The 22701-nt window shown below is 34.5% G+C and carries 20 protein-coding genes and 1 pseudogene; 17 read left to right on the forward strand and 4 right to left on the reverse strand.

Annotated elements, in window-relative coordinates:
* Nucleotides 1–227 precede the first annotated feature (227 nt).
* The 4 genes and pseudogenes from AAGD76_RS00875 (at nt 228) to AAGD76_RS00890 (ending at nt 5976) form a co-directional block, all read left to right on the forward strand.
* Complete coding sequence (locus AAGD76_RS00875) at nt 228–2141, forward strand: hypothetical protein (protein WP_341820212.1); 1914 nt, start codon at nt 228–230, stop codon at nt 2139–2141.
* A gap of 240 nt (nt 2142–2381) precedes the next feature.
* Entirely contained in the window at nt 2382–4787 is a 2406-nt protein-coding gene (locus AAGD76_RS00880; RefSeq protein WP_341820213.1) for an ankyrin repeat domain-containing protein, read from the forward strand.
* Between the two features lie 183 nt (nt 4788–4970).
* Nucleotides 4971–5190: pseudogene (locus AAGD76_RS00885) on the forward strand (transposase); the annotation flags it as partial.
* Between the two features lie 405 nt (nt 5191–5595).
* Nucleotides 5596–5976, forward strand: coding sequence for an ankyrin repeat domain-containing protein (locus AAGD76_RS00890; protein WP_341820214.1), 381 nt, complete (start codon nt 5596–5598; stop codon nt 5974–5976).
* Here the strand turns inward: AAGD76_RS00890 and AAGD76_RS00895 are convergent.
* Nucleotides 5951–6783, reverse strand: a protein-coding gene (locus AAGD76_RS00895; protein ID WP_341820157.1) for an IS5-like element ISWpi1 family transposase whose coding sequence is annotated in 2 segments (ribosomal slippage) — nt 5951–6414 and nt 6414–6783 — 834 coding nt in all. Because the reading frame shifts where the segments join, the coding sequence is not laid out codon by codon here. The two genes, AAGD76_RS00890 and AAGD76_RS00895, sit on opposite strands and share 26 nt — an antisense overlap.
* Nucleotides 6784–6946: 163 nt before the next feature.
* Between AAGD76_RS00895 and AAGD76_RS00900 the strand changes: the two genes are divergently transcribed.
* On the forward strand, nt 6947–7450 hold the full coding sequence (locus AAGD76_RS00900; RefSeq protein WP_341820216.1) for a hypothetical protein: 504 nt from the start codon (nt 6947–6949) through the stop codon (nt 7448–7450).
* The gene (locus tag AAGD76_RS00905; protein WP_265017885.1) at nt 7378–8217 is read left to right on the forward strand and encodes a hypothetical protein; all 840 of its coding nucleotides are present in this window, start codon (nt 7378–7380) and stop codon (nt 8215–8217) included. Before AAGD76_RS00900 ends, AAGD76_RS00905 begins: the two co-directional genes overlap by 73 nt.
* Here the strand turns inward: AAGD76_RS00905 and AAGD76_RS00910 are convergent.
* Complete coding sequence (locus tag AAGD76_RS00910) at nt 8206–9117, reverse strand: Rpn family recombination-promoting nuclease/putative transposase (RefSeq protein WP_015589128.1); 912 nt, start codon at nt 9115–9117, stop codon at nt 8206–8208. The genes AAGD76_RS00905 and AAGD76_RS00910 overlap by 12 nt on opposite strands.
* Nucleotides 9118–9696: 579 nt before the next feature.
* Between AAGD76_RS00910 and AAGD76_RS00915 the strand changes: the two genes are divergently transcribed.
* The 10 genes from AAGD76_RS00915 to AAGD76_RS00955 all read left to right on the forward strand — a co-directional run bounded on the left by AAGD76_RS00915 (nt 9697) and on the right by AAGD76_RS00955 (nt 18860).
* Entirely contained in the window at nt 9697–9960 is a 264-nt protein-coding gene (locus tag AAGD76_RS00915) for a transposase (protein ID WP_341820137.1), read from the forward strand.
* Between the two features lie 169 nt (nt 9961–10129).
* Nucleotides 10130–10345, forward strand: coding sequence for an IS3 family transposase (locus AAGD76_RS06395; RefSeq protein WP_353286574.1), 216 nt, complete (start codon nt 10130–10132; stop codon nt 10343–10345).
* Nucleotides 10346–10429: 84 nt separating this feature from the next.
* Nucleotides 10430–10594 carry a DDE-type integrase/transposase/recombinase gene (locus tag AAGD76_RS00920; RefSeq protein ID WP_156768661.1) on the forward strand — a complete coding sequence of 55 codons (165 nt, stop codon included), beginning with the start codon at nt 10430–10432 and terminating at the stop codon, nt 10592–10594.
* The gene (locus AAGD76_RS00925) at nt 10584–10748 is read left to right on the forward strand and encodes an IS3 family transposase (RefSeq protein WP_080717614.1); all 165 of its coding nucleotides are present in this window, start codon (nt 10584–10586) and stop codon (nt 10746–10748) included. Before AAGD76_RS00920 ends, AAGD76_RS00925 begins: the two co-directional genes overlap by 11 nt.
* A gap of 849 nt (nt 10749–11597) precedes the next feature.
* A complete protein-coding gene (gene coxB, locus AAGD76_RS00930; protein WP_010962498.1) occupies nt 11598–12362 on the forward strand; it encodes a cytochrome c oxidase subunit II in 765 nt (254 codons plus the stop codon).
* A 15-nt stretch (nt 12363–12377) separates the two neighbouring features.
* Complete coding sequence (ctaD, locus tag AAGD76_RS00935; RefSeq protein ID WP_341820218.1) at nt 12378–13928, forward strand: cytochrome c oxidase subunit I; 1551 nt, start codon at nt 12378–12380, stop codon at nt 13926–13928.
* Nucleotide 13929: 1 nt separating this feature from the next.
* Nucleotides 13930–14817 carry a heme o synthase gene (locus tag AAGD76_RS00940; RefSeq protein WP_264373930.1) on the forward strand — a complete coding sequence of 296 codons (888 nt, stop codon included), beginning with the start codon at nt 13930–13932 and terminating at the stop codon, nt 14815–14817.
* Between the two features lie 175 nt (nt 14818–14992).
* A complete protein-coding gene (gene rnhA / locus AAGD76_RS00945) occupies nt 14993–15430 on the forward strand; it encodes a ribonuclease HI (protein WP_010082655.1) in 438 nt (145 codons plus the stop codon).
* Nucleotides 15423–18521 carry an AsmA-like C-terminal domain-containing protein gene (locus tag AAGD76_RS00950; RefSeq protein WP_341820220.1) on the forward strand — a complete coding sequence of 1033 codons (3099 nt, stop codon included), beginning with the start codon at nt 15423–15425 and terminating at the stop codon, nt 18519–18521. The genes rnhA and AAGD76_RS00950 overlap by 8 nt, the downstream gene beginning before the upstream one ends.
* 216 nt (nt 18522–18737) lie before the next feature.
* On the forward strand, nt 18738–18860 hold the full coding sequence (locus tag AAGD76_RS00955; RefSeq protein WP_255703183.1) for a hypothetical protein: 123 nt from the start codon (nt 18738–18740) through the stop codon (nt 18858–18860).
* Between the two features lie 223 nt (nt 18861–19083).
* Here AAGD76_RS00955 and groL read toward each other — a convergent pair whose 3' ends face one another.
* A complete protein-coding gene (groL, locus tag AAGD76_RS00960) occupies nt 19084–20733 on the reverse strand; it encodes a chaperonin GroEL (protein WP_010962503.1) in 1650 nt (549 codons plus the stop codon).
* A 100-nt stretch (nt 20734–20833) separates the two neighbouring features.
* Nucleotides 20834–21115 carry a co-chaperone GroES gene (locus AAGD76_RS00965; RefSeq protein WP_173862895.1) on the reverse strand — a complete coding sequence of 94 codons (282 nt, stop codon included), beginning with the start codon at nt 21113–21115 and terminating at the stop codon, nt 20834–20836.
* A gap of 167 nt (nt 21116–21282) precedes the next feature.
* On the opposite strand from AAGD76_RS00965, the gene AAGD76_RS00970 reads away from it, so the two are divergent.
* A complete protein-coding gene (locus tag AAGD76_RS00970; protein WP_015589111.1) occupies nt 21283–22089 on the forward strand; it encodes a YgfZ/GcvT domain-containing protein in 807 nt (268 codons plus the stop codon).
* Nucleotides 22090–22701 lie beyond the last annotated feature (612 nt).

Genomic DNA, 22701 nt, shown 5'->3' on the forward strand with positions numbered 1-22701 from the left:
AAAACAAACTCTTCTCACGACCCTTGGTTTTGAATGCTGGAAATGGTTGTGTTATTTGAGTTAGTGGTAATTAATGTTAAAGAGTGAAAATTAGTTTATTTGGAAATAAAAGGAAAATTCATTGCAATTCTATATTTAAAATAGAATAAAGCTCTTTTTGCATCGTGTATTAATAAAAAAATATATTTTTTTTGCGTATCCTTTCGTTTTAATTAATATGAAGTGATATGACACCTAATGTAGAGTTTAAAGATAATCACGGCACATCAATATCAAATTTGGAAAATGTTAAAATTATAACCTTGAGCGATGAGAAAGGTAATAAGTATACTTTAGATGCAAGCAATGGTAGTCTGGAATTAAAATATAAACAAGATGGTCAAGGTGAAATAAGCTATAAAGTAGGAGGTTTAGCGGCAGCTTTTAAAAGTCTACTTGATATGAAAAGTACTAACAATGATGAACATACAGTACTTGAAGAGAAGTTAGCAGAAAAGTCCATAGTGGAGGCGATATTTTATGCAAAAGATTTTGATAAGGGTGATAGAATCTCTAACTTGATACTAGATAGTACATTTTCTAGGCGAGATGTTCTGCTTGCTTACCTAAATAAAAAGGCTGATGTTGAAAATGTATATACTAAGGAAGAAGTAGATGAAGGATTAAATAAAAAGGTTGATGTTGAAAATGTATATACTAAGGAAGAAGTAGATGAAGGATTAAATAAAAAGGTTGATGTTGAAAATGTATATACTAAGGAAGATACAGATAGAGGATTTATTTCTCGTGACAGTGACGGAATCAATAGATTAGCAAGGGAATTATTTTATAAACATGATCCCAATGCAACTTCAATTTTAGTTAATACATTAGGGAAGCTTCTTGATGAAAAATATGAAATATATGGTGATAATAAAACAGCAAAAGATTTTTTGGCAGAAAAGGGTAATTTTGCTAAAGCTGATGGCTCTAATATAAAAATTTTAGAATTCACGAAAAAAATACTTGATGCAACAGAGGATATAGGAGATGGGAAAAAGAAATCAATTTTAGTGGAGAAATTAGGCAGATTTCTTGATCAAACTGCTGATAACGAAAATGCTTATGATGGTAAGATAGCAAAAGCTTTTTTAGGAGACAAGGGGGTGCAGGGATCAAAAGGTGCAGATGGTCCTCAAGGTCCGGCAGGTAGAGATGGAAAAAGCCCATCAATTGAGGAAGTCGCTGTACAGCTACTTACTGATGAAAATAAAGATATATTGGGAAAAACAGTACTTGATATAACTGATAGCACTGGTCAAAATCTTGCTACTCATGTTGCTAATAAAATAAATCTTAATTCGCAGGATTTTATAAATAAAGCTGATCCAATAAAACTCGCTGAGTTGTTTTTTAATAAAAGTAACTTAGATCAACTTGCAGCCAAAAAGATTGCCGAAGATAAAGTTAGCTCGTATAAGATTTCTGAACTAGTATTTAACGATGCTAAGAATGCACTAGCAGAGAATTATCAGTGGGATCAAAAGAGCTTTATTGAAGATATAATAAAAAATGTCGGCACTTCTAGGTTAGCTGAGTTGTTATTTAATGCTGGCAGTATAGAGAAAGGTGAAGCAAAAAGAATTACTGAAGGGAAGGTTAGCCCTGAAAAATTAGCTGAATATTTGTTTAATGCAAGTGGCTTAGGCGATAATATAGATGAGTCGAAGACGTTAGTCAATAACGTAACTCAGCACCTTTTGAATACCAAGGTAGATGAAATAGGGAAAGCGGTTGTGAAGGATAATGAAAATAGAGAGATCTTAGCAGGTAGTCGTATTTTGCAGGAAGGAGTGGCAGAAAAATTAATTAGTAGCAACACAAATAAATTGGGACAAGCTATTCTGAATGTGAAAAACAAATTTGGTAATGACGCAAAACCTGTGCTGGAAACTCATCTTGCCAATAACAGCAGCTTTCAGGAAGCTGTGGCAGGAAATCAAGATTTAAGGACTGCAGTAACAGCTAATTTTGGGAGCAATAGAGATTTTTGCAATATTGTAACAAGAGATCTTAGTAGAGATGAAGAAAGTCTGTTAATTGATAGGCTGCCTTTTTATGAAATTCCAGATGATCCAAATGCTCCGCTTTCTTGGAATTAGTAATGTAATTTTTGCTAGACCAACCGATTCCAAGAAAAATTGTTCTCACGCTTGCTGGTTTTGGGTGCTGGAAATGGTTATATTGTTTAGGTTTTTAACAGTATATATTGCTAAATTAGTAGCAATATATTAAAGACTTTCATCAAAAATTATTCCATAAAAAATTTCTAAATAGGGGTTGATAAGTTTTAAAAATGGAGTATTGTACTGAGTAGGAAAATAGTTTTTTTTATATAGTTTATGAAAGATCAAACGAGCCTTACAACGGATTTTACGCATGCTATAGAAAATGACGACTTTAAACGGTTGGAGGAATATATTGATCAACATATTGATAAATATAATGTTAATCGTGAACTTTTAGATAAGTTGCCTTTGCTGTCCTGGGCTGCCTGTAAAAATAGTGTAAATGTAGCTCAACTTCTTCTTAGTATTGGTGCTGATATTGACATTAGATGTGACCAAAATTGGACACCTCTACACTATGCTGTTAGTGCAGGTCAATACGATATGGTTAGATTTCTTGTTGATCAAGGTGCCAGCATTTTAGCTAAGGATAATAATGTTAAGACACCTTTACGCATAGTAAATGAGCTTGGTAACACAGAAGTAGCAAACTTTTTGAGAGCAAAGTTAGATAAATATTTATTTTCTGCTATAGAAAGAAAAGATATTAGAAAGGTTAGTGATTTTCTTGATGGAGGTGCTAATATTGAGGCTAAAGGTATAAACAATCAAACGCCTTTGTGTGTAGCTTCTTGTAAGGGTAATTTGTATGTCCTTAAACTTCTTCTCAGTAGAAATGCTAAGGTTAACGTTCAAGATGATAGTAGAAAAACACCTTTACATTATGCTGCTAGGGAAGGTCATTCAGATGTAGCTGAACTTCTTCTTGGCCGTGGTACTATGATTGATGCTGAAGACTGTTTTGGTATGGCTCCTCTACACTATGCTGCTTACCACAATAGAAAAAATATGGTTAGCTTTCTTATAAAACAAGATGCCAAAATTGAGGCCGTGGATAAAGAAGCTAAAACACCTTTACATTATGCTGCTGGGAAAGGTCATTTAGATGCAGCTAAACTTCTTCTTGACCATGATTCTATAATTAATGCTAAAGACCGTTTGGGTATAGCTCCTCTACACTATGCTGCTTACTACAATAGAGAGGGTATGGTTAGCTTTCTTATAAGCCAAGGTGCTAAAGTTGAGGCCATGGATGAAAAAGCTAGAACACCTTTACATTATGCTGCTAGGGAAGGTCATTTAGATGTAGCTAAACTTCTTCTTGAATGTGATGCTATAATTGATGCTAAGGACTGTTATGATCGGGATCCTTTATATTATGCTGATTCGTATAATAAATTAGATGTAGTTAGACTGCTTGAAGGTAGGAATGGTGTGAACACTTGTAACCCTCTTACTAATTTTTTAAGTGCATGTATCCATTCCCCTATTGCTCGTTACTTCGGAAGTGTTTGCGTAGAAGGAGCGCCAATTTTATACAGAAGGCAACGTGCCTCTGCAATTGATCACAATGCTTTGGAAGGTAGTTTACGACTCTTCAGTATCTGTAAAGGAGGAAGAGAAGGTATAGATAAAACACGTTTCAATAAAGAGATTAGTTATCTACATGAAAATGCTTATTTGTATGATGTTTTACTGTTACAAGATGAGGAAAATCAAAACACACTTTTGCATGTGGTTATTAAAGAAAATCAGGTTGATCTTGTAAAAGAACTTTTGTGTATTCTTAAGGAGCCATATCGTTCGAATAAGGTGTATAAGTGCAAGTATTTTGAAGATAAGCAAGAAAATGAAAAGCCGCTTTCTAAAGTTATTAATTCTAAGGATAAAGACGGAAAAGATGCAATTACTCTGGCTATTGAAGGTAATGACCCAGAATGTATTTCGGCTCTTTTCAAGTATTTAACTTATGAAAATATTAACAGAAGGAAAGATGTTAAAAGCGATTACACACCTCTACATGAAGCTGTGCGTTCTAGAAGTAGTAACGCAATTAGTGCGCTTCTAAAATCAGAGCATGTAAACGTTGAGCTCATAGATGGAAGATCTTACAGAGCATGGAAATATGTTAATAATGAAGAAACAAAACAATTGTTTATTAGGTATTATAGTGATAAAATTAATGATTTGCGTAAAGAATTAGCACATTGCAATGAAAAATTAGCGCAAGTCGAGTATTTCCTGTGCAGAACAAAACTTGCTTTTGTATGCTCTGCAGCTTTTGGCTCTTGTCTTAATATGTATAAAAATTTTCATGATGCAAGAAGTGGAGATATGCCAGGTGTTACCATTCATCCTCTCTTGTTGTTATTTTCTAGTGCTACAGGTCTAATAGTGTTGTGTAATCATTTTATCGATTTAACACTTTCAAAGTATAAAGAAGAAAGTGTTAGCTTGCAAAAAAAATTGGACAGTTTTAGAGAAGCAAGAGATAAGTTGGAAAATAAATTACTTCATTTTCAAGAAGGTACATCTCAGGGTATTAGGACGAATTCAATTTCTACGCAACTATCTGATTATGATGACGTACCTGGAACATTAGAATCACCTACCTCTATAAAGAGCTTTGAAAGCTCAGCAAAGGTATCCGTTTATAACCTGCCTAAGGAATTTAAGTAGCCTAATTTAGTAAGTACATAGAAGTAATCATATTAAAGAAGATATTGGTTTTTGAAGTAAGAGGAGAAAGCTCACAATCTTTGCTCATGTGTCTAAATTGGAGAACCAAGAGAAAGTTTGTTCCACAATAGAGATGTTCAAAAAAGTGTGTCAAATCAAAAAGAAAGTAATAAATTGATATAAAAAGGTGAAATAGAAAACCACTTATTGGCTGAAAGTGAAGAAAATAATAGAAAAAATGGGAGAAATGCAAAGGCTTTACGTACAAGTGCAGATTCATTTGAACTTTTAACACCAAGAGATAGAGAAGGAACCCCAAATAGTCAAAAAAAGGCAAATAAATTTACATCCAGGGCTTGAAACGAAGATTTTAAGCACATTTGCAAGACCAATCGATTTCCAAAAAAATCTTCTCATGCTAGCTGGTTTTTATTGCTGAAAGTGGTTGTATTATTTAGGTTCTTAGTAATATTTAATATTAAATTAATAGTAATTCATTAAAAATTTTCATCAAAAATTATTTCAAAAAAATTTTAAATTAGGGGTTGACAAGTTTTAAAAGTGGAGTACTATTCCTGAAATACATTAGATTACTAATTTTTTATGGTATGTAAGTGTGTGATGGCTAAGGTAATTTTACTTTTGTGAGCGGGCTATGTTATGTGAGGGCATTCCAGAATTCTTGTTTGAGGGAAGATGGTCCTTTCTGTGTTGCTTGAGGAAAGAAAAAAGCTCAGGGTAAGAGTGGCTTGTTATAGTGTGATTGCTTAGTTAAGTTAGGTAAGTTTTTATAAATGTGGAGGGACAAATGACTTTAAACAATGATGATTTATTAGTTAGTGCTGCAGGAGCAGGACGCCTTAGTGACGTTAGAGAACTTCTTGAGAAAGGGGCTAATATTGAAGCTAGAGATAGTGATGGTTACACATCTTTGCATAGGGCTGCTGAAGGAGGTCATTTAGAGATAATTAGATTTCTTATAGATAAGGGGGCTAACATTGGAGCTAAAAATAAGGATGGTGGAAAACCTTTAGATGTAGCAAATACCTCTCGTCAGTCAGAAGTAGTAAACTTTTTAGGACCAAAGCAAAGTGAGTATGATAGACTTTTATTTGCTGCTGTAGAAAGTGGGAATGTTAGAGGTTGTCCGGAAACTAGTAAATTCAAGCATATTCCCTCTTTAACATAACCCTACTCATAGCTAGGTATATGAAATTCTCAGTGGATGTTGTGAGTAAATCATACTCCTTCGATAGCCTTCTATTCCTATTAACCCAAGCAAAAGTCCTTTCTACAACCCATCTTCTTGGCTGTACTTTAAACCCTTGTTCTCTTGTTGGTAGTAGCTCAGGTGGCGTATCTTTGTGCACCCAAAATCTACATGGAGGCCTTTTAACAATTTCAATATCTATGTCATATTCTTCCTTTATGTGATTCTTTAAATTTCTTCCTTGGTATCCCATGTCAGCCCACATTTTTTTAACTTTAGTATATTTTGTTCTCATATTGTTTAATGCTATTTTAATACCATCTCTATCATTTTCGTTAGCAGCGCCTACGTAACAACCTAGTATAAAACCCTGAGTGTCTGTAATTATATGCCTTTTTCTACTCTTTACTTTTTTACTTCCATCATAGCCTTTGATCCCCCCTTTTCTGTAGTCTTTACAGATTGACTATCTACTATACAGGCACTCGGCTGCTCATTCCTTCCTATTTTTCTTCTACTATATTTTGTAATTTCATAATTCATTTTCTCAAAAATTCCCTGCTTCTTCCATTGCCTGAACTGCTCATACACAGTCTTCCATAGCGGAAAATCATTTGGTAAATACCGCCATTGACACCCTGTACGCAATACATAGAAAATTGCTTCTAATATTTCTCTTTTGCTATACTTTGGCGGCCTTCCTCCTTTCTTGTATGATACTCTGAAGTGTTTTTCTATTCTTGCCCATTCCCTTTCGCTTAGATCTGTTGGATACTTTTTTCTCATCTTTACCCCGTACTAAAATTTCAGATATTATAGCCTTTTACTTGTTTCCGGACAACCTCTTAGTGAAGTTACAAATCTTCTCAATATTGGAGCTAGTATTGAAGTTAAAGGTGTGGAAAATGCGGAGTTTAGGTTAGCCCGTTATGTAAAAAGAATTATGGAGATGAGTAATTACCATAATGTTCATTCGGAAAAAAAATCTGAGCTTGAAAGGATAAAAGGAGAATTACCAGAGTCAGTAAAGAATGCAGTATTTTCATCGGAGGTATGTATTAAAAGTGTTTACTATAGTAATGAGTATTTATATCCTGCTAGTGATTATCTTAGCCATGATAGGGATAGAAGGAGAGTATTTACTTGGAGGCCAGGGGGCAAAGATAGTTCATGTCAATGGAAATTTGAACCTGAAGGTAACAACATATATATAAAAAGCACTTATTTTAATGAGTATTTATATCCTGCTAGTGATTATCTTAGCCATGATAGGGATAGAAGGAGAGTATTTACTTGGAGGCCAGGGGCAAAGATAGTCCATGTCAATGGAAAATTGAGGATTGTGGATCTACTCGCAAGAAGCGTGATGTACAATATAGTATTACAAAAGAAGCTAAGTGTGATCTATCTTATGATAATGCATCAGACAATTCATCGCAAAGTGACGAAATAGGCTATAACAAAATAGGAGCTACAAGCGGAGCAAGTAAGCCGTCTTCATGGATAGATGCTGTTAAAGGTGTTTTTCAGTTTATCTCTTCCCCTTTAAGGGCTGCGTTGCCTTCATTTTCAGAAAATAGCTCTAGCCGTTCTGGTACAGCAGGAAGTAGCTCCAATCATTCTGATACAGTAAGAAACCCAAATATCCAATATACTAGCCAATTTAGTCGTGAAGTTTGTGCGAGTAATAATGCTAGCTTGATGTTTTTCTTGTTACAAGCTTTTCTAGATAAAAAGTGTCCTCTTCCTAAGTTTTCTGATGTTAATCCTGTAAAGGCTCTTTTTTACACATCGGATATTATAAAGTCGTTCAAGGAAGTATTAGAGAAGCAAGCTGAATCGAAAGGTGGTATAAAAATGCACCGCTTAGATATTAATTTTGAGAAATTATTTGAGAAGATTAATGAAAAAATTAGGAGTGGTGAATTTAATGAAATTTCAGGGATTTTAAAATCATACGCAGAGGAAGCATTGCCTGGTAGAGAACCCGGAGATCCCGGTAGATTAAGTCCGAAAAAGTTTGATAAGTTTATGGCTGAATTTAATAGAAGAATAGACCCAGTAATAAATCAATTAATGCAACAAATGTTAAGCAGATTAGAAGTGAGTGACGTAAAAGAACAACAAATAAGCTTGGAGCCTAAAAGTTACCTAAATAATACTTCTGTTCAATGTCATTTAACTCAAGCTAGAGGTCAAGGTAAAGTATTAATTCCTTAATTTTTGAATTTCATCTATCGAAAGGCCGGTAATTTGAGCGATAACATCAATAGAGACACCGGCCTTAAGTGAGTTCTTTGCCACTTCGATTTTCTCTGCTTTTCTGCCTTTTTCATGTCCGATTTGGATGCCTTCTTCTTTACCTTCTTCTCTACCTTTTTCAGTAGCATCATCAAGTTTTTGAGCGAGGACAGCCTGTTCATCAAGAATACGTTTTATTTCCTGTTCATAGGCAATAAATTCTTTTTCTGACCAGTTGAATCTATTTAGCTCTTCATAGGCCTTTTTAATTATTACATCACTACCTATTATTTTTTCCAGCTCTTCTTCACTAGTCTCATCTGCATATCGAAAAAAATAAACCCATTTTTCAACTATATTTTCCAACTGATCTTCCTTATTCTTTGGAAATTTTGGCAACTCAATAAATATAAAATAGAAATCTTTTAGATCATGCTCATTAGTGTCTTCATCTCGAATAGTATGCTTTGATTTGTACTCAGATTTATTAGGAAACAGTACACAATCTGCTATAGCAATGAAGATAATTTCCTTAAGGTTATGATACTGGTCACCTTTATCAGCTTGCCTTGAGTAAGCTTTAGCAGCATAGTATTGGGCACGTTTTTCAAAGCCTTTAGTTTTAGCGACCTGCATTTCGCAAATGTATTGAGCACCTGTAGAATCTCTACAGAGAACATCAACAATACTTTGCTTTTTAGCGGCGATATCGGGGTCTTGAATAGTACTTAAAAACTCTATATCCTTTATTTCATTTTTACCAGTAAAGCCAAGAATATCATTGAGGAAGTGAATAAGGATATCTCTATTTTTTTCAGTACCGAAGATACGCTTAAACGATACATCATTTTTGGGATCAAGAAACTTAGAAAAAGTCATAAGAAAGAACCTTAAAAAGCATTAATAATTATACATAATTCTGAAGAAATGTTCAAGTTTTTTATTTTTTTAAGTTTTGAATGCGTTGATGAAAAAAATGTCTCCCATAGATGGCTTTAGAATGCTACTACGCACCTTAGACGTCCTTTGTACATCTTTTATTAACCCTTCTATAAAGCGCCTTAAAAGGCCGGCAAATGGATGCTATGAGTTTGGAGCTGTAGGAGACATCAAAGATACCCTTTTTGGTGTATAAAAATACGAATCTACGACAACATCGTTTAAAGAAATTAGCAGCTATTAATATCTTCTACCTTTTCATAAAAAAATAAACAAAAAAAAATTGAAAATTTGATTTGACTTCACCCAAAAGCTATGGCTTTATGCCAATACTGCTAAGAAAATAACAGTAAACATTTAAAAATAATTTATTATTAGTGAAGGGTATATTATATGAACAATAAGAATAAAAGTAAAGATCGTAAAAAAGAAATAGAGTTCCGAATTGACCTTACCCAGAAAAAGTGGAGAGAAAGAAAGGAGTTTTTTCGGGTAAAATAAAATTTTGGAGGATTAGAAATGGCAAGAGAATATACGGCAGAATTCAAATTGGAAGCTGTTAAACTGGCAAATGAACAAAGAAAGACAGGTCAAACAATTACAAAAATAGCAAAGGATTTAGGAATAAAGGGTGGTTTATTAGGAAAATGGATAAAGAAACACAACGAAAAAAAGTCGGCAGCAGATGCATTTCCAGGTAGAGGTAACATGGCTCCTTACGACAAAGAGAGGTTTGATTTACAAAGAGAGTTAGCAAGAGTAACAAGGGAAAGAGACATTTAAAAAAAAGCCCTGGCCAGTCAAAAAGAGTAAAATATTTTTTTATATAGTAACTGCTATAAAGTACAGGAATTATGTAGGATTTTCTGCTAGTGGCTACTATAAGTGGACCACAAGAAAAATAAGCAGTAGAGAATCAGCAAATAAAGAGCTACTCGCAGCTATTCAAAAAATATATCAAGTTTCTAAATGTAGATATGGAGCTCCTAAAATTCATGCTGAATTGAAGGCTTTGGGTAAAAGTTGCAACTTAAAAACAGTGCAAAGTATTATGCAGAAAAATGGTATTCAGGCTATATTGAGAAGAAAATTTAAAATTAAGAAACAACAAACGGACAGTAGCTCCCAATATATTAGACCAAAACTTTATTGTCGATCAACCAAATAAAGTATGGGATTACTTATATAAAAACCAAAGAAGGATGGCTATATTTGGCAACAATAATCGATCTATATTCACGCATGGTAGTTAATGAGCAGTTCAATAAATAAACAATTGGTTATGGACTCTTTATTAATGGCCGTTAACAAGCGTAAACCTGCCAAAAATCTACTATTACATAGTGATCAAGGTTCACAATATACTTCGCAAGGTTATCAATATCTCTTATCCATAAAAAACATAGATGAGTCATAAAGGTTGTTGTTACGACAATTCTGTTGTGGAAAGCTTCTTTAGCTCATTGAAAAGAGAAATACTTATTGATACTTCACAACACTCTGCTCAACAAACTAGAACTGCAATATTTGAATACATAGAAATTTTTTATAACAAACAACGTCACTATTAACTATTGCATTCCTGAGCATTTTGATTCATCATTCTCTTTGTGAAAAACATTCCAAACTTTCTCTCCACTTTTTCTGGGTAAGGTCAAAAAAAACGCCGATATTTTAGTACATAGTAAATAGCCAACCACCACGGGGCTTCTTTTGCCTTTTTTTTATTTGGTAAATTTCTTAATGTTTATGGCTAAACGACAATCGTCATCCCGCTACTTGTTAGCGGGATCTATGCTTTGAGATACTGCGAATGAATCGCGGTATGACGGTTAAGTAAGGGATCTATGCTAAGAGATGCCAAAGACCTTCATGAAACTTTGCCCATTTGGCTTCTCTAAAGATTTCGTTTACAGAATCTAGTAACTCAGCTATGCAGAATGAAAAAAGTTTGTATGGTATATAAATAGTGTGTTTTTTTTGTAATTATTTTCTATAATACGCAAACCTTTGGTTCAGTAAATGCTACCATAGGCATTAAAAGTTAATTAACAAACTGCAATGTATAATGAAATAAAGACACTTGCAAGATTTTGATCTTGCAAATCATAAACTTATCATAAAGTTTAATAGTGTCTGTTACTGCTTTTAGGTGTGAGGCTAGAGGGTTATTAGCAGTAACAGACACTATTAAACTTATTATAGAATTTACTTAAAGTAAATACTTAATTTAAGATATTATAATATTTTTACTTACAATAGATTTATGTAAATGCTTTTTTCCTCAAATTAGTATTGTACTATTATACTTGTTGAATGCTAAAAAATTATTAACCATCACTAATCTCTATTTGCATAGTAAGTTTATATATACTATTATACAGTATATCACTTAGTTTTATAGCAAACAAACAAAAGATATGGTGAAGTTATTTGCACTATTGATAATATTTTACTCAAATATATCTGTTGCCTCTGCTCCTACTTCCTGGCAATTTGGATTTCCTGCTCCTGCGACTGAAGTAATGGAGGCTGTAGTTAGGTCACATTCGTTTGTGATGCTTGTGATGGTTACAATAATGCTTTTTGTGTGGGCGCTGCTTGCTTATATAGCGTTTCGCTTTCGTAAAAGCAAAGTAACAAACATAAGTAAAACTACCCATAGTGTTCCTTTAGAAATTATTTGGTTTGTTATACCAACTATCATTGTTGGAATATTAGCCTTTGAAAACGCTAAATTACTGAAGCTACAGGAAGAAATACCGAAAGCTGACATAACACTAAAAGTTATTGGCCATCAATGGTATTGGAGCTACCAATATCCAGAATATCAAGGTGTGTCATTTGATAGTTATATTAAGGGAAAAGAAGACTTTATCGAAGGAGATTTAAAGCTATTCTCTGTTGATAACAACATCATTTTACCCGTTAATACTAACGTTCGTTTACAAGTTACAGCAGGAGATGTGATACACAGTTGGGGAGTACCGGCTTTTGGTGTAAAAATTGATGCGATACCAGGTAGGCTGAATGAGGCGTGGTTTAATATCAAAAAGCCTGGTGTTTATTATGGGCAGTGCTACGAATTGTGTGGTCAAGGCCATGGATTTATGCCAATTGTTGTTGAAGCAGTAAGCAAAGAAGATTTTAATAAGTGGATTGAAAATAGAAAATTAGTGAGTTAAATTTGGAGTATAGATATGAGTGACGTACCAAAGGGCATAAAGCGTTGGTTGTTTTCCACCAATCATAAAGATATAGGGACACTGTACATTATTTTTTCCATATTAGCTGGAATTATTGGTGGATTATTATCGGTGATTATTCGCACTCAGCTAATGCACATTAATATACTTAACAATAACTATCAATTATATAACGTAATGGTTACAGGGCATGCGTTGATAATGGTGTTTTTCATGATAATGCCAGCCCTCATGGGAGGATTTGGTAACTGGTTTGTACCTCTCATGATTGGCGCACCAGATATGGCATTTCCTCGTATGAATAATTTAAGTTTTTGGTTATTAGTGTCATCTTTTATTTTGCTCATTCTCTCAGTGTTTATTGGTGAAGGTCCAGGTACAGGTTGGACTTTATATCCACCTTTATCACAGGTAATGTCCCATCCAAGTGCAGGAGTTGACATTGCTATACTTGCACTTCATGTTGCTGGTATGTCGTCAATTGTTGGGGCGATCAACTTTATAGTTACTATATTTAACATGCGTGCGAAAGGCATGTCGTTGACTAAGATGCCACTATTTGTTTGGTCTGTCTTGCTAACAGCATTTATGTTGATTGTTGCCTTACCGGTGCTTGCCGGTGCTATAACTATGCTTCTTACTGATCGCAATATTGGTACTTCCTTTTTTGATCCTGCAGGTGGTGGTGACCCTGTGTTATTTCAACATTTATTTTGGTTTTTTGGTCATCCAGAAGTTTACGTAATTATTTTTCCTGCATTTGGCATCATAAGTCAGGTTGTATCAACTTTTTCTCACAGACCTGTATTTGGTTACATAGGGATGGTTTATGCAATGATAGGTATAGCAGTATTTGGCTTTATGGTTTGGGCTCATCATATGTTCACTGTTGGGCTTAGTGCTGACGCTGCTGCATTTTTTAGCACTACCACAATTTTTATCGGTGTTATAACTGGTGTAAAAGTCTTTAGTTGGATTGCAACTATGTGGGGCGGAGCAATTGAGTTTAAGACCCCTATGCTATTTGCACTAGGTTTTATTTTTATGTTTGTTGGCGGTGGCATAACGGGAATAATTCTTTCTCATGGTGGAATAGATAAGCTCCTGCACGACACCTATTATGTTGTTGCTCACTTCCATTATGTCATGTCACTTGCTGCATTATTTGGAGCTTTTGCTGGCTTTTATTATTGGATTGGTAAAATGTCGGGTAAACAATATAATGAGCGCTTAGGTCAAATCCACTTTTGGCTTACTTTTATTAGCACCAATATCACTTTTTTACCTCAACATTTCTTAGGATTAGCTGGTATGCCAAGGCGTATACCTGATTATCCTGATGCGTTTATCCCTTGGAATTATATATCCTCAATTGGTTCGTATATGTCCTTTGTTTCAGTTATGTTTTTTGTGTTTATAGTTATACATCTCTTTAAATGGGGCAAGAAAGCTGGAGATAATCCTTGGGAAGGTGACACCTTGGAATGGACGGTATCTTCACCACCGCCTTTTCATACTTTCGAAAAGCCACCAGTGGTAAAATAGAATGTACACAAGTGTTTTGCTAAATGTTGAATCAACAATACTGGATTTTTGGCGTTTGCTGAAGCCAAGGATAATGTATCTTGTGGTATTTACTGCAGTTGCTGGTATGGTTACTGCACCAGGTAGTATGCACCCTTTTCTAGCACTAATATCTCTTATATGTGTTGCTCTTGGCTCAGGATCTGCAGGTGCTATAAATATGTGGTATGACAAAGACATAGATCTGCTCATGGAAAGGACAAAAAACCGCCCTATACCTTCAGGTAGAGTTTCTGCAGAAAGCGCGCTTGAATTTGGTATAACTCTTGGAATATTGTCAGTATTTATCATGGCAATAGCAGTAAACTATATTTCTGCTGCTTTACTTGCAATCAGCATATTGTTTTACGTTTTTGTATATACGATCTGGCTCAAAAGACGCACTCCGCAGAATATCGTTATCGGTGGTGCAGCAGGTGCTTTCCCTCCAATGATTGGCTGGGCAGCTGTGACTAATTCTGTCAGTTGGGAAAGTTTCATTTTATTTTTAGTAATTTTTATGTGGACTCCACCACACTTTTGGGCCCTATCTTTAAATAAGTCTGAAGACTATGCAAAGGCATCGATTCCAATGTTCAATATTGTTTATGGTCCGGAAAAAACAAGAAAATATATATTAATTTATAGTGTTTTGCTGGTGCTAACTAGCTTGCTTCCGGCTCTATTTTTGAAAAAGGCTTTACTTTATCTAAGCATGGCAACCTTTGAAGGTTGCGTTTTTATTTGGTACGCTGTATCTGTTATGAAGTTCAAGAATCACAGCTCACAGAAAAAAATGTTTTCTTATTCAATTTCTTATCTATTTTCCCTATTCGCCAGTATTATTTTTTGTTCTATTGATTTATTTTAGTTATGAAAGAACGGCAGAAGCATAAAAACTATTTTTTACTTTTCCTTTTGGTAATGCTCGTTGTCACACTTTTTTTTGTTTCTATAATAAAATTTAAAGGTGCAGCTTAAACTACCTTTAGAAATTGTGCTTTCATAAAAGCAACTATATACTTTGTTAACCGATATAAACAAAGATGAGTAAAAAAGAAGTGATAATATATACGGATGGGGCGTGTTCTGGTAATCCTGGAGCGGGAGGATGGGCAGCTATCATATTATTTCAAGATTACAGAAAAGACATTTATGGTAGAGAAGAAAATACCACAAACAATAAAATGGAGTTAACAGCGGTGATCAATGGGCTGAAAGTATTGAAATTTTCTTGTAATATTAATTTATATACGGATAGTCTTTATGTTAAGCATGGCATAACAGAATGGATAAATAAGTGGAAAATGAATGGCTGGAAAACAAGTAATAAAAAATCAGTAAAAAATATGGAATTGTGGAAAGAGCTAGACAACGTTGCTTCACAACACGAAATTGATTGGAAGTGGGTTAAAGCACACAGTGGCGATAAGTATAATGAGGAGGCTGATAGTTTAGCAAGAAAAGCAATAATCGATGCTTAAAAAAATTACTATATTATTTTCCGTAGCTTTATTATTCATATTGTGCTTCTTTATTTTTTTTAAGCCTTTAGAAATCAATATTAATTATATTGATTTTTATGTTAAACATAAAATATCAAAAATATTTGTTGGCTCAAGCGTTAATATGGAGAATACCTCAGTTGTTTGGCAGAAAGATGGCAAAGATCCGTATTTAGTCATTACGGATTTGGCAATAGCAAACCCTAATTTTACTATAAAAGTTCCTGAGCTTTTTGTACATTTTAAGTTAAGTTCCTTATTTAAAGCTAGCACAAATCTCTCTCAGGTTTCAGCTGATAATGTGCATGTATGTATCAAGAGAGAAGAAACTAATGTTAATCCGCAAAACTCATTAGACCTTTTGGATAATCATTATTTAAGTAGTAACCGCCTTCCTTCGGTGTCATTCCAGCGCGTGACGCTGGAATCTAGAAAAAAAGAAACAAGTAGTCAAGCTACTTGGATGACAAGGACGAGTGCTGGGATGACAGGGAAGAATTTCAAGATGACAGAAAGTAGTGCAAAAAATCTATTAAAAACAATAAGGGAATTTTTTTTTGACTTAAATGCGGATTCAAAAATTGAATTTACTAACATCGCTATTGATAAAAGCACAGAAGATGAATTTTTTATTGATAAATTATATATAGGGAAGGGGGAAGATTTTAATGTTTTAGATATTCATGTGAATACAAAAGATGGAAAGGGATTTTTGGATGATTTATCAATTACGATAAAAAATCGCAACAATTTGCTAAATGTGTACGGGACATTTTATGATCTAAAATTGGGACTATTGAGCAAGTTTTCTACATTAGTTAAAAGCTACAATTTGGACAAAAATATAGGATTCAAAGGAAGCTTCTCAGTGAAAATTAATAAAAAGGATGAAATTGTAGATGGAAATATATACGTATTAAATACAGAAAATTATTTGAACAAAAATTTGGCCTTAACTAATGTAAATATAAATTTAACATATAGTAATGGAATTATTAGTGTAAAAAACTTCCATTTTAAGTTAAATGACACGTATCTCTCTTTAATAGGCAAAATGAACTTTGGTACAAGTCATGCTTTGCTTAGAATTAATATTAGTAAGTTTGCTGCAAAGGATTTATGTACTTATATACCAGATAGTGTAGTAAATAGTAAATTTAAAAGCTGGTATTGTGATAATATTGATGGGGATGTTTTAAATACCATTGTAAGTTTCAATGGCAAAATTAACAATTTGGTTGATGACGATCTGTCAGACATTGTAATTGTTGCTGATATAGAAAACGGTAGCGTAAAATTTGATGAAGATTTTGAGCAAGTAAAGGAATTAAAGGGTGATTTGATCATCAAGAATAACGATCTTGAAATTACTGTAAATAGCGCTAAGTTTCAGAATTTCACTGTTAATGGTGGTGATATTGAAATGAAATCTCTAAATAAGGAAGATTCAGTTCTAACCATTAATGGCAAAGCTGTAAGTGATGCTTATGGTTTATATGAGCCTATAAGATTTAAGCTGGATGATGTGGTGAAGGTTGAAAGGGATAAAGTAAGTGGAATGGCAAAATCCGTATTTAATTTTCGCATTTTTAATCTAAATGCTGATGACAAAAAAGTAGACTTCTCAGCAAATTTTCATTCTGAAATTGACAATTTGGCCGTCTATAATGCAAGTCTTGGTAAATATGATATTAAGCTTAGTTTTGGCAGTGACTTTATAGATTTAAATGGTAGTGGTATGGTGAATAACACACAGCTATTATTTGACCTGAAAAGTAGCAATAGGAATGAAAGTTTCGCCTGGAATTTGACCGGAGATTTACCCGCTCAAATATTTAATTTTGATAGTGGCTATGTCAGTGCAAATTTAGAGTCAGTGATAAATCAAGATAAGACGGGGTATGTTAATGGTGATATAGATTTATCAGAATTTGAATCACATTCAAGCTACTTAGGGTGGAAAAATCGCTTTGAAGATCACAATAAAATTTTGTTTTCTACAAGGTTAAAAGGAGCAGGTGAATTGTTAGTAGATAAATTAGACATTGTAGGAAATGACCTAGATATAAAATTCAGCGGAAGAGTAGAAAATGGAAATTTATATTTAAATTCTAGTAGCTTTAAATTGCCTGATAATGATTTTAGTATAGAAATTGAATCAGGTAAGGAGAAAAATGCCATAACTATTTATGGTGAGGAAATTAACTTAAGTGATATTTTAGGCTTGCTTGGCAAAAACAGTAATGGATTAAATAAAGATATAGAGATTAGTATGAATGTTGACAATGTAATTATGAAAGAAGGCATCGTTATCAAAAATGCTAAGCTGAATGTAACCTGTACTAAAGGTAATTGCAATGGAAGTCAATTTACAGGGCAGTTTCTGGAAAATAGCAGCAACATACTAGCAGAATACAGTGGAATAGGGCTCGAAATATATGCGGATAATTCAGGTATGCTTTTGCGTTCCTTAGGCATTAGTAAATCAATTAAAAACGGCAAATTGTCTTTTTATCTCTCTCCTCAGAGAGAAAGTGGAGAACATTATGGTACGTTATCCATTAGCAATTTCTACATCAAAGATGCTCCACTACTTACTACTTTATTGTCGATGTCTTCATTGCCTGGCATTGTAAATGCCATAAAAAATGAAGGTGTATACTTTTACAAATGTAATGCACCTTTTTCATACAAAGATGGCACTATTGAAATTGAAGAATCTTGGCTTGAAGGGGCGGAGTTAGGTATTAGCACTGGTGGTAAGCTCGATATTAGAAATTATAAATTCCAGGTTGCAGGACAAGTAATACCAGCATATTCAATTAATAAATCTTTGTTAAAAATTCCTATAATTGGAAAACTTTTTACTGGTGGGAAAAGTAGGGGAATCGTTTCAATAGACTATAAAGCAAGTGGTGATGACAAAAACAATAACGTATCTGTTGATCTTATCTCTTCGCTAACTCCAAACCTATTAAAGAGGTTATTGGGAGTGTTTGATCGCATTATGACAAAAACTAACGAAAGTGGCTTAAAAGGTGGTGTGAAAAAGAAATTTGGTTCGATATGACCAAAAGGGAAGTTATTTAACAAAATTATGGACAAAAATGCAAGAATTTCAGAATGATCTACCTGGTTTTTTATTTAGTTGTTTAAGTAATACCACTCCCTTTAACCTCTCTATATTTGCTGAACAACTAAAAAGGGTAGGGGGGTGGTTGTAAATTGTATCTGTTCAGCAGAGTGGCAAAATAAGGTAGACGAGAAAAGACAACTATAGGAACAAATGGGTGTCATGCCAGTGCGTGACACTGGTTTCCATCCAAAAGGGTGTCATTCCAGTGTCAGCTACTTTCATGACATCGTTTACTATGTGCCATATTGTAATGTTCGTACAGTTGTGGAATGAATCGCGGTATGACGTGTTGCTTGGGTCAGCTATAGTATAAATATACTAGGGGTTATAGTTTTCTTATGCTGCCTTTTTGTTATTAGACAACCACAATATAAAGGAGTGAAACGGATGCAAACAGTAGTGCATTTCTGCACCAAACGTATTACCTTTAACGAATAGTAAAATGTGAGATTTTTTGGAACTACCGTGGAGCAATTGCTCCACGGTTTCATTCTACTTAGAATCCACCCATGCCACTCATTTCTCCTGCACCCATAGGAGATGAAGCATTTTCTTTGCTTGGTACATCAACTATCATAGATTCAGTAGTTATCAGCACACTCGCAACAGATACCGCTGTTTCAAAAGCAATACGCACCACTTTTGCTGGATCAATCACACCAGCTGTAAACGCATTAGCATAATTCATAGCCTCAACGTTGTATATAAGCTCTTTATCATTCTGCTTAATCAAATAGTCAATTATAACAGCAGATTCAAGACCAGCATTTTTGACTAACCTTCTAATTGGAGCACTGAGAACTTTCTTGATAATGTTTATGCCTATTTGTTCCTCGTCACTTGCACCTTTTAATTTGTCGAGAACAGATGAAGCATAAAGAAGCGCAACCCCACCACCTGGAACTATACCTTCTTCAATTGCAGCTCTTGTTGCATGCAGCGCATCTTCGACTCTATCTCTACGTTCTTTAACTTCCACTTCAGTTGCTCCACCAACTTTGAGCACAGCAACGCCACCTGATAATTTCGCTAAACGTTCTCTTAGCTTTTCTTTATCATAATCAGAAGTTGAAGTTTCAATTTGAGATTTAATCTGCTCGATTCTAGCTTTCACACTGTCAGAATCGCTATTTTCGCTGACAACTGTGGTATTATCTTTAGTAATTTTAACATTTTTAGCCGTACCAAGATCATCAAGCGTGAGATCTTCCATCTTGATTCCAAGTTCATCTTTTATGACGTACTTAGCACCAGTTAAAGTTGCTATGTCTTCGAGCATCTCCTTTCTTCTGTCACCAAAACCTGGAGCTTTTACTGCAGCAACTTTTAAACCACCACGCAATTTATTGATAACTAAAGTGCTTAATGCTTCACCTTCGATATCCTCTGCAATAATAACCAAAGGTTTACCAGATTTAACAATAGCTTCAAGAATAGGAAGTAAAGGTTGAATAATATTTAATTTTTTCTCTGTAATTAATAGATAAGGATTATCAAGCTCCACGATCATTTTTTCATTATTTGTAATAAAATACGGAGAGAGATAACCGCGATCAAATTGCATGCCAGTAGTCAGCTCAACTTCTAACTCTTTTGAACCTTTACTCTCTTCAACAGTTATTACACCCTCTTTTCCAACTTTTTTCACGGAATCAGCGATACTGTTACCTATATCCTTATCACCATTTGCAGAGATTATTGCAACTTGTGCCACTTCGTCTATTTTCTCTAGAGAAATTGTACGAGACATTGACGCAATTTCCTTTAATATTACATCTTTTGCCTTCTGTATTCCGTTTTTAATACCAACACGATCGTTTCCAGCAGCAATTGATTTTGAAGCTTCCATTATCATGTTGCTAGTTAGTATTGAGCACGTTGTTGTACCATCACCAACTTTGTCGTTACATTGAGAACAACTTTGTGCAAAGATGCTTGCTATCGCAGCGTTTAATGGTTTTTCAGGCTTGATACCCTTCATCACCTTATAACCATCTTTTGTAATTTCTGGTGCTCCATAGGGCTTATTAATCCCTACTGTTTTTCCTCTAGGTCCTGCAGTTATTGCTACCGTTGAATCCACTATTGCTGCAACTTCACGAAAGGCTTCTTGCAACTGCTCACCTGATACTACTACATTAGTCATTTTTATCACCTCTTGTTAATAAAAAATTTAGAAAACTATAATAAAATCATTTACAATGCGCTATGTTGCGCTTTGTTTCAGTTTAGTAAAATAAAGACCGCTACTTAATGACAGCAAGTATATCGGACTCTTTCATCACGATAAGCTTCTCATTATTATGTTCTATTTCTGTACCAGCCCATTGGCGATAGAACACTTTATCACCAGCTTTCACAGTTAAAGTTACGCGTTCGCCACTTGAATTGCGTGAACCTTCACCAATTGCTATAACTTCACCTTTAGTAGGTTTCTTTTCAGCACTTGATGGAAGCACAATTCCACCTTGCTTTTCTTCGCTAATAGGCTTGATCAGCACGCTATCATCTAATACATTTAAACTTATACTTGACATTTGTTTTTCCTCATCAACAAATTAACTTATAAGTTTATATATATATACTCGTAAGTTAGATTTCAAGGGCTGGAGCTTGTAAAATATGCACGCCAAAAGCAGTTTCTAAAAGAGCCTAATGTTATATAATAAAATTTAGATTTATTTATAGAGATTTCATGAGTTATATACCATTTTTAAGTCGTGGTGTGATAGTGCTATATGGGCCTGACACTAGAGATTTTCTGCAGGGTATTATAACCAATGATATTAATAAGTTGGATAGCCAAAAAGCCATTTACTCTTTATTGCTTAGCCCTCAGGGAAAATATCTATATGATTTTTTTCTTATTGAATATGGTAAATACACCCTCTTAGAGTGCGAAAACATGCACTTGCAGCAAATAATCGAGAAACTGGATTTGCTTAAAACTTACTTGAGAGTGAAGATTAAAGACGTTAGCGCACTATATAAGGTTGGAGTTTTGTTTAATACTAAGTTGGCGGAGTGTAGTGGTAAGTCACAAGTTATTTTTCAAGATCCAAGGCACAAGCTGCTAGGAATGAGGATCATACATAAAGATGAAATAAAAGAGCCGGTTGGGGATTTTACTCAGTATGAAAAAGTCAGAATTCAAAATCTCGTTCCAGATGGAGCGAAAGATATGGTGCAGAATTCATCGTTTCCGCTGCAATTTTTAATCGATAAAGTAAACGGTATAAGCTTTAATAAGGGGTGTTATATAGGTCAGGAAGTTGTAAATCGAATGAGCAGACAAGAAATATTCAGAAGAAAACTTTACCTTGTTGAGGGGGATAACGCACTTCCAGATATTGGCACTAAAGTGACAAATGAAAACAATGAGGAAATAGGGGAACTGCGCTCTAGTGTAGACAACATTGGATTTGCATTGCTTAATACTGGAAAGAGCCATGCAAATTTATATGCAGATGGAGTTAGGTGCGTTAAGACGTTGAAGTCTTAAGGTAGCGCATATAGAAACGAAAAACTTGCTTGACACCCTTCGCCAGCGCCCTTATCATGGTATTGAAGGTATTCAGTTATCTTCATCTGTGCAGATTAAACAGCAAGAAAACAACGTAGTTGGCGTCTTATTTTTAATTTTTTGCACTATGTGCACCTTATGTCTTCACAACATTTCTGGGTTTTTACCTATATAAGCTGAAACGCGCTTATAAGTCGTTTAAGACAGTATAGTACGCCAATTTGCAGGATTAGAGAGTGACAACTAGCTAACACGGGGTTTCTTTTGCCTTTTTTTCTGCTTAGTAAATTTCTTAAACATTTGCAGCGTAGGTTAGTTGCATTCAAAAGCAGCTAAATTGCAGTGTTTAAGACTTAAAAACGCCAATACTGAAAATAGACAATGACTAGGGTTTCTTTTGCCTTTTTTTTCATTTGGTAAATTTTTTAATGTTTATGGCTAAACGACAACCGTCATCCCGCTGCTTGTTAGCGGGATCTCTTGTTAGCGCCGCGGCGGTATGACGGTTCGTGGCGGCGTGACGATAAGCTCGTCATCCCACTGCTTGTTAGCGGGATCTAGAGATACCGCGAATGAATCGCGGTATGACGG

The organism is Wolbachia endosymbiont (group A) of Cydia strobilella, from assembly GCF_964026745.1.
In the GTDB taxonomy this organism is placed as follows: Bacteria; Pseudomonadota; Alphaproteobacteria; order Rickettsiales; family Anaplasmataceae; genus Wolbachia; species Wolbachia pipientis.

What these genes read in the sequence shown, in the direction of transcription:
- AAGD76_RS00915 (WP_341820137.1), top strand. Translation starts at nt 9,697, where the DNA reads ATGGCAAGAGAATATACGGCAGAATTCAAATTGGAAGCTGTTAAACTG.
- AAGD76_RS00950 (WP_341820220.1), top strand. Translation starts at nt 15,423, where the DNA reads ATGCTTAAAAAAATTACTATATTATTTTCCGTAGCTTTATTATTCATA.
- AAGD76_RS00940 (WP_264373930.1), top strand. Translation starts at nt 13,930, where the DNA reads ATGTACACAAGTGTTTTGCTAAATGTTGAATCAACAATACTGGATTTT.
- AAGD76_RS00925 (WP_080717614.1), top strand. Translation starts at nt 10,584, where the DNA reads ATGAGTCATAAAGGTTGTTGTTACGACAATTCTGTTGTGGAAAGCTTC.
- ctaD (WP_341820218.1), top strand. Translation starts at nt 12,378, where the DNA reads ATGAGTGACGTACCAAAGGGCATAAAGCGTTGGTTGTTTTCCACCAAT.
- AAGD76_RS00900 (WP_341820216.1), top strand. Translation starts at nt 6,947, where the DNA reads ATGAGTAATTACCATAATGTTCATTCGGAAAAAAAATCTGAGCTTGAA.
- AAGD76_RS00910 (WP_015589128.1), bottom strand. Translation starts at nt 9,117, where the DNA reads ATGACTTTTTCTAAGTTTCTTGATCCCAAAAATGATGTATCGTTTAAG.
- AAGD76_RS00880 (WP_341820213.1), top strand. Translation starts at nt 2,382, where the DNA reads ATGAAAGATCAAACGAGCCTTACAACGGATTTTACGCATGCTATAGAA.
- AAGD76_RS00955 (WP_255703183.1), top strand. Translation starts at nt 18,738, where the DNA reads ATGGGTGTCATGCCAGTGCGTGACACTGGTTTCCATCCAAAAGGGTGT.
- AAGD76_RS00875 (WP_341820212.1), top strand. Translation starts at nt 228, where the DNA reads ATGACACCTAATGTAGAGTTTAAAGATAATCACGGCACATCAATATCA.
- AAGD76_RS00970 (WP_015589111.1), top strand. Translation starts at nt 21,283, where the DNA reads ATGAGTTATATACCATTTTTAAGTCGTGGTGTGATAGTGCTATATGGG.
- AAGD76_RS00920 (WP_156768661.1), top strand. Translation starts at nt 10,430, where the DNA reads ATGAGCAGTTCAATAAATAAACAATTGGTTATGGACTCTTTATTAATG.
- coxB (WP_010962498.1), top strand. Translation starts at nt 11,598, where the DNA reads ATGGTGAAGTTATTTGCACTATTGATAATATTTTACTCAAATATATCT.
- groL (WP_010962503.1), bottom strand. Translation starts at nt 20,733, where the DNA reads ATGACTAATGTAGTAGTATCAGGTGAGCAGTTGCAAGAAGCCTTTCGT.
- rnhA (WP_010082655.1), top strand. Translation starts at nt 14,993, where the DNA reads ATGAGTAAAAAAGAAGTGATAATATATACGGATGGGGCGTGTTCTGGT.
- AAGD76_RS00890 (WP_341820214.1), top strand. Translation starts at nt 5,596, where the DNA reads ATGACTTTAAACAATGATGATTTATTAGTTAGTGCTGCAGGAGCAGGA.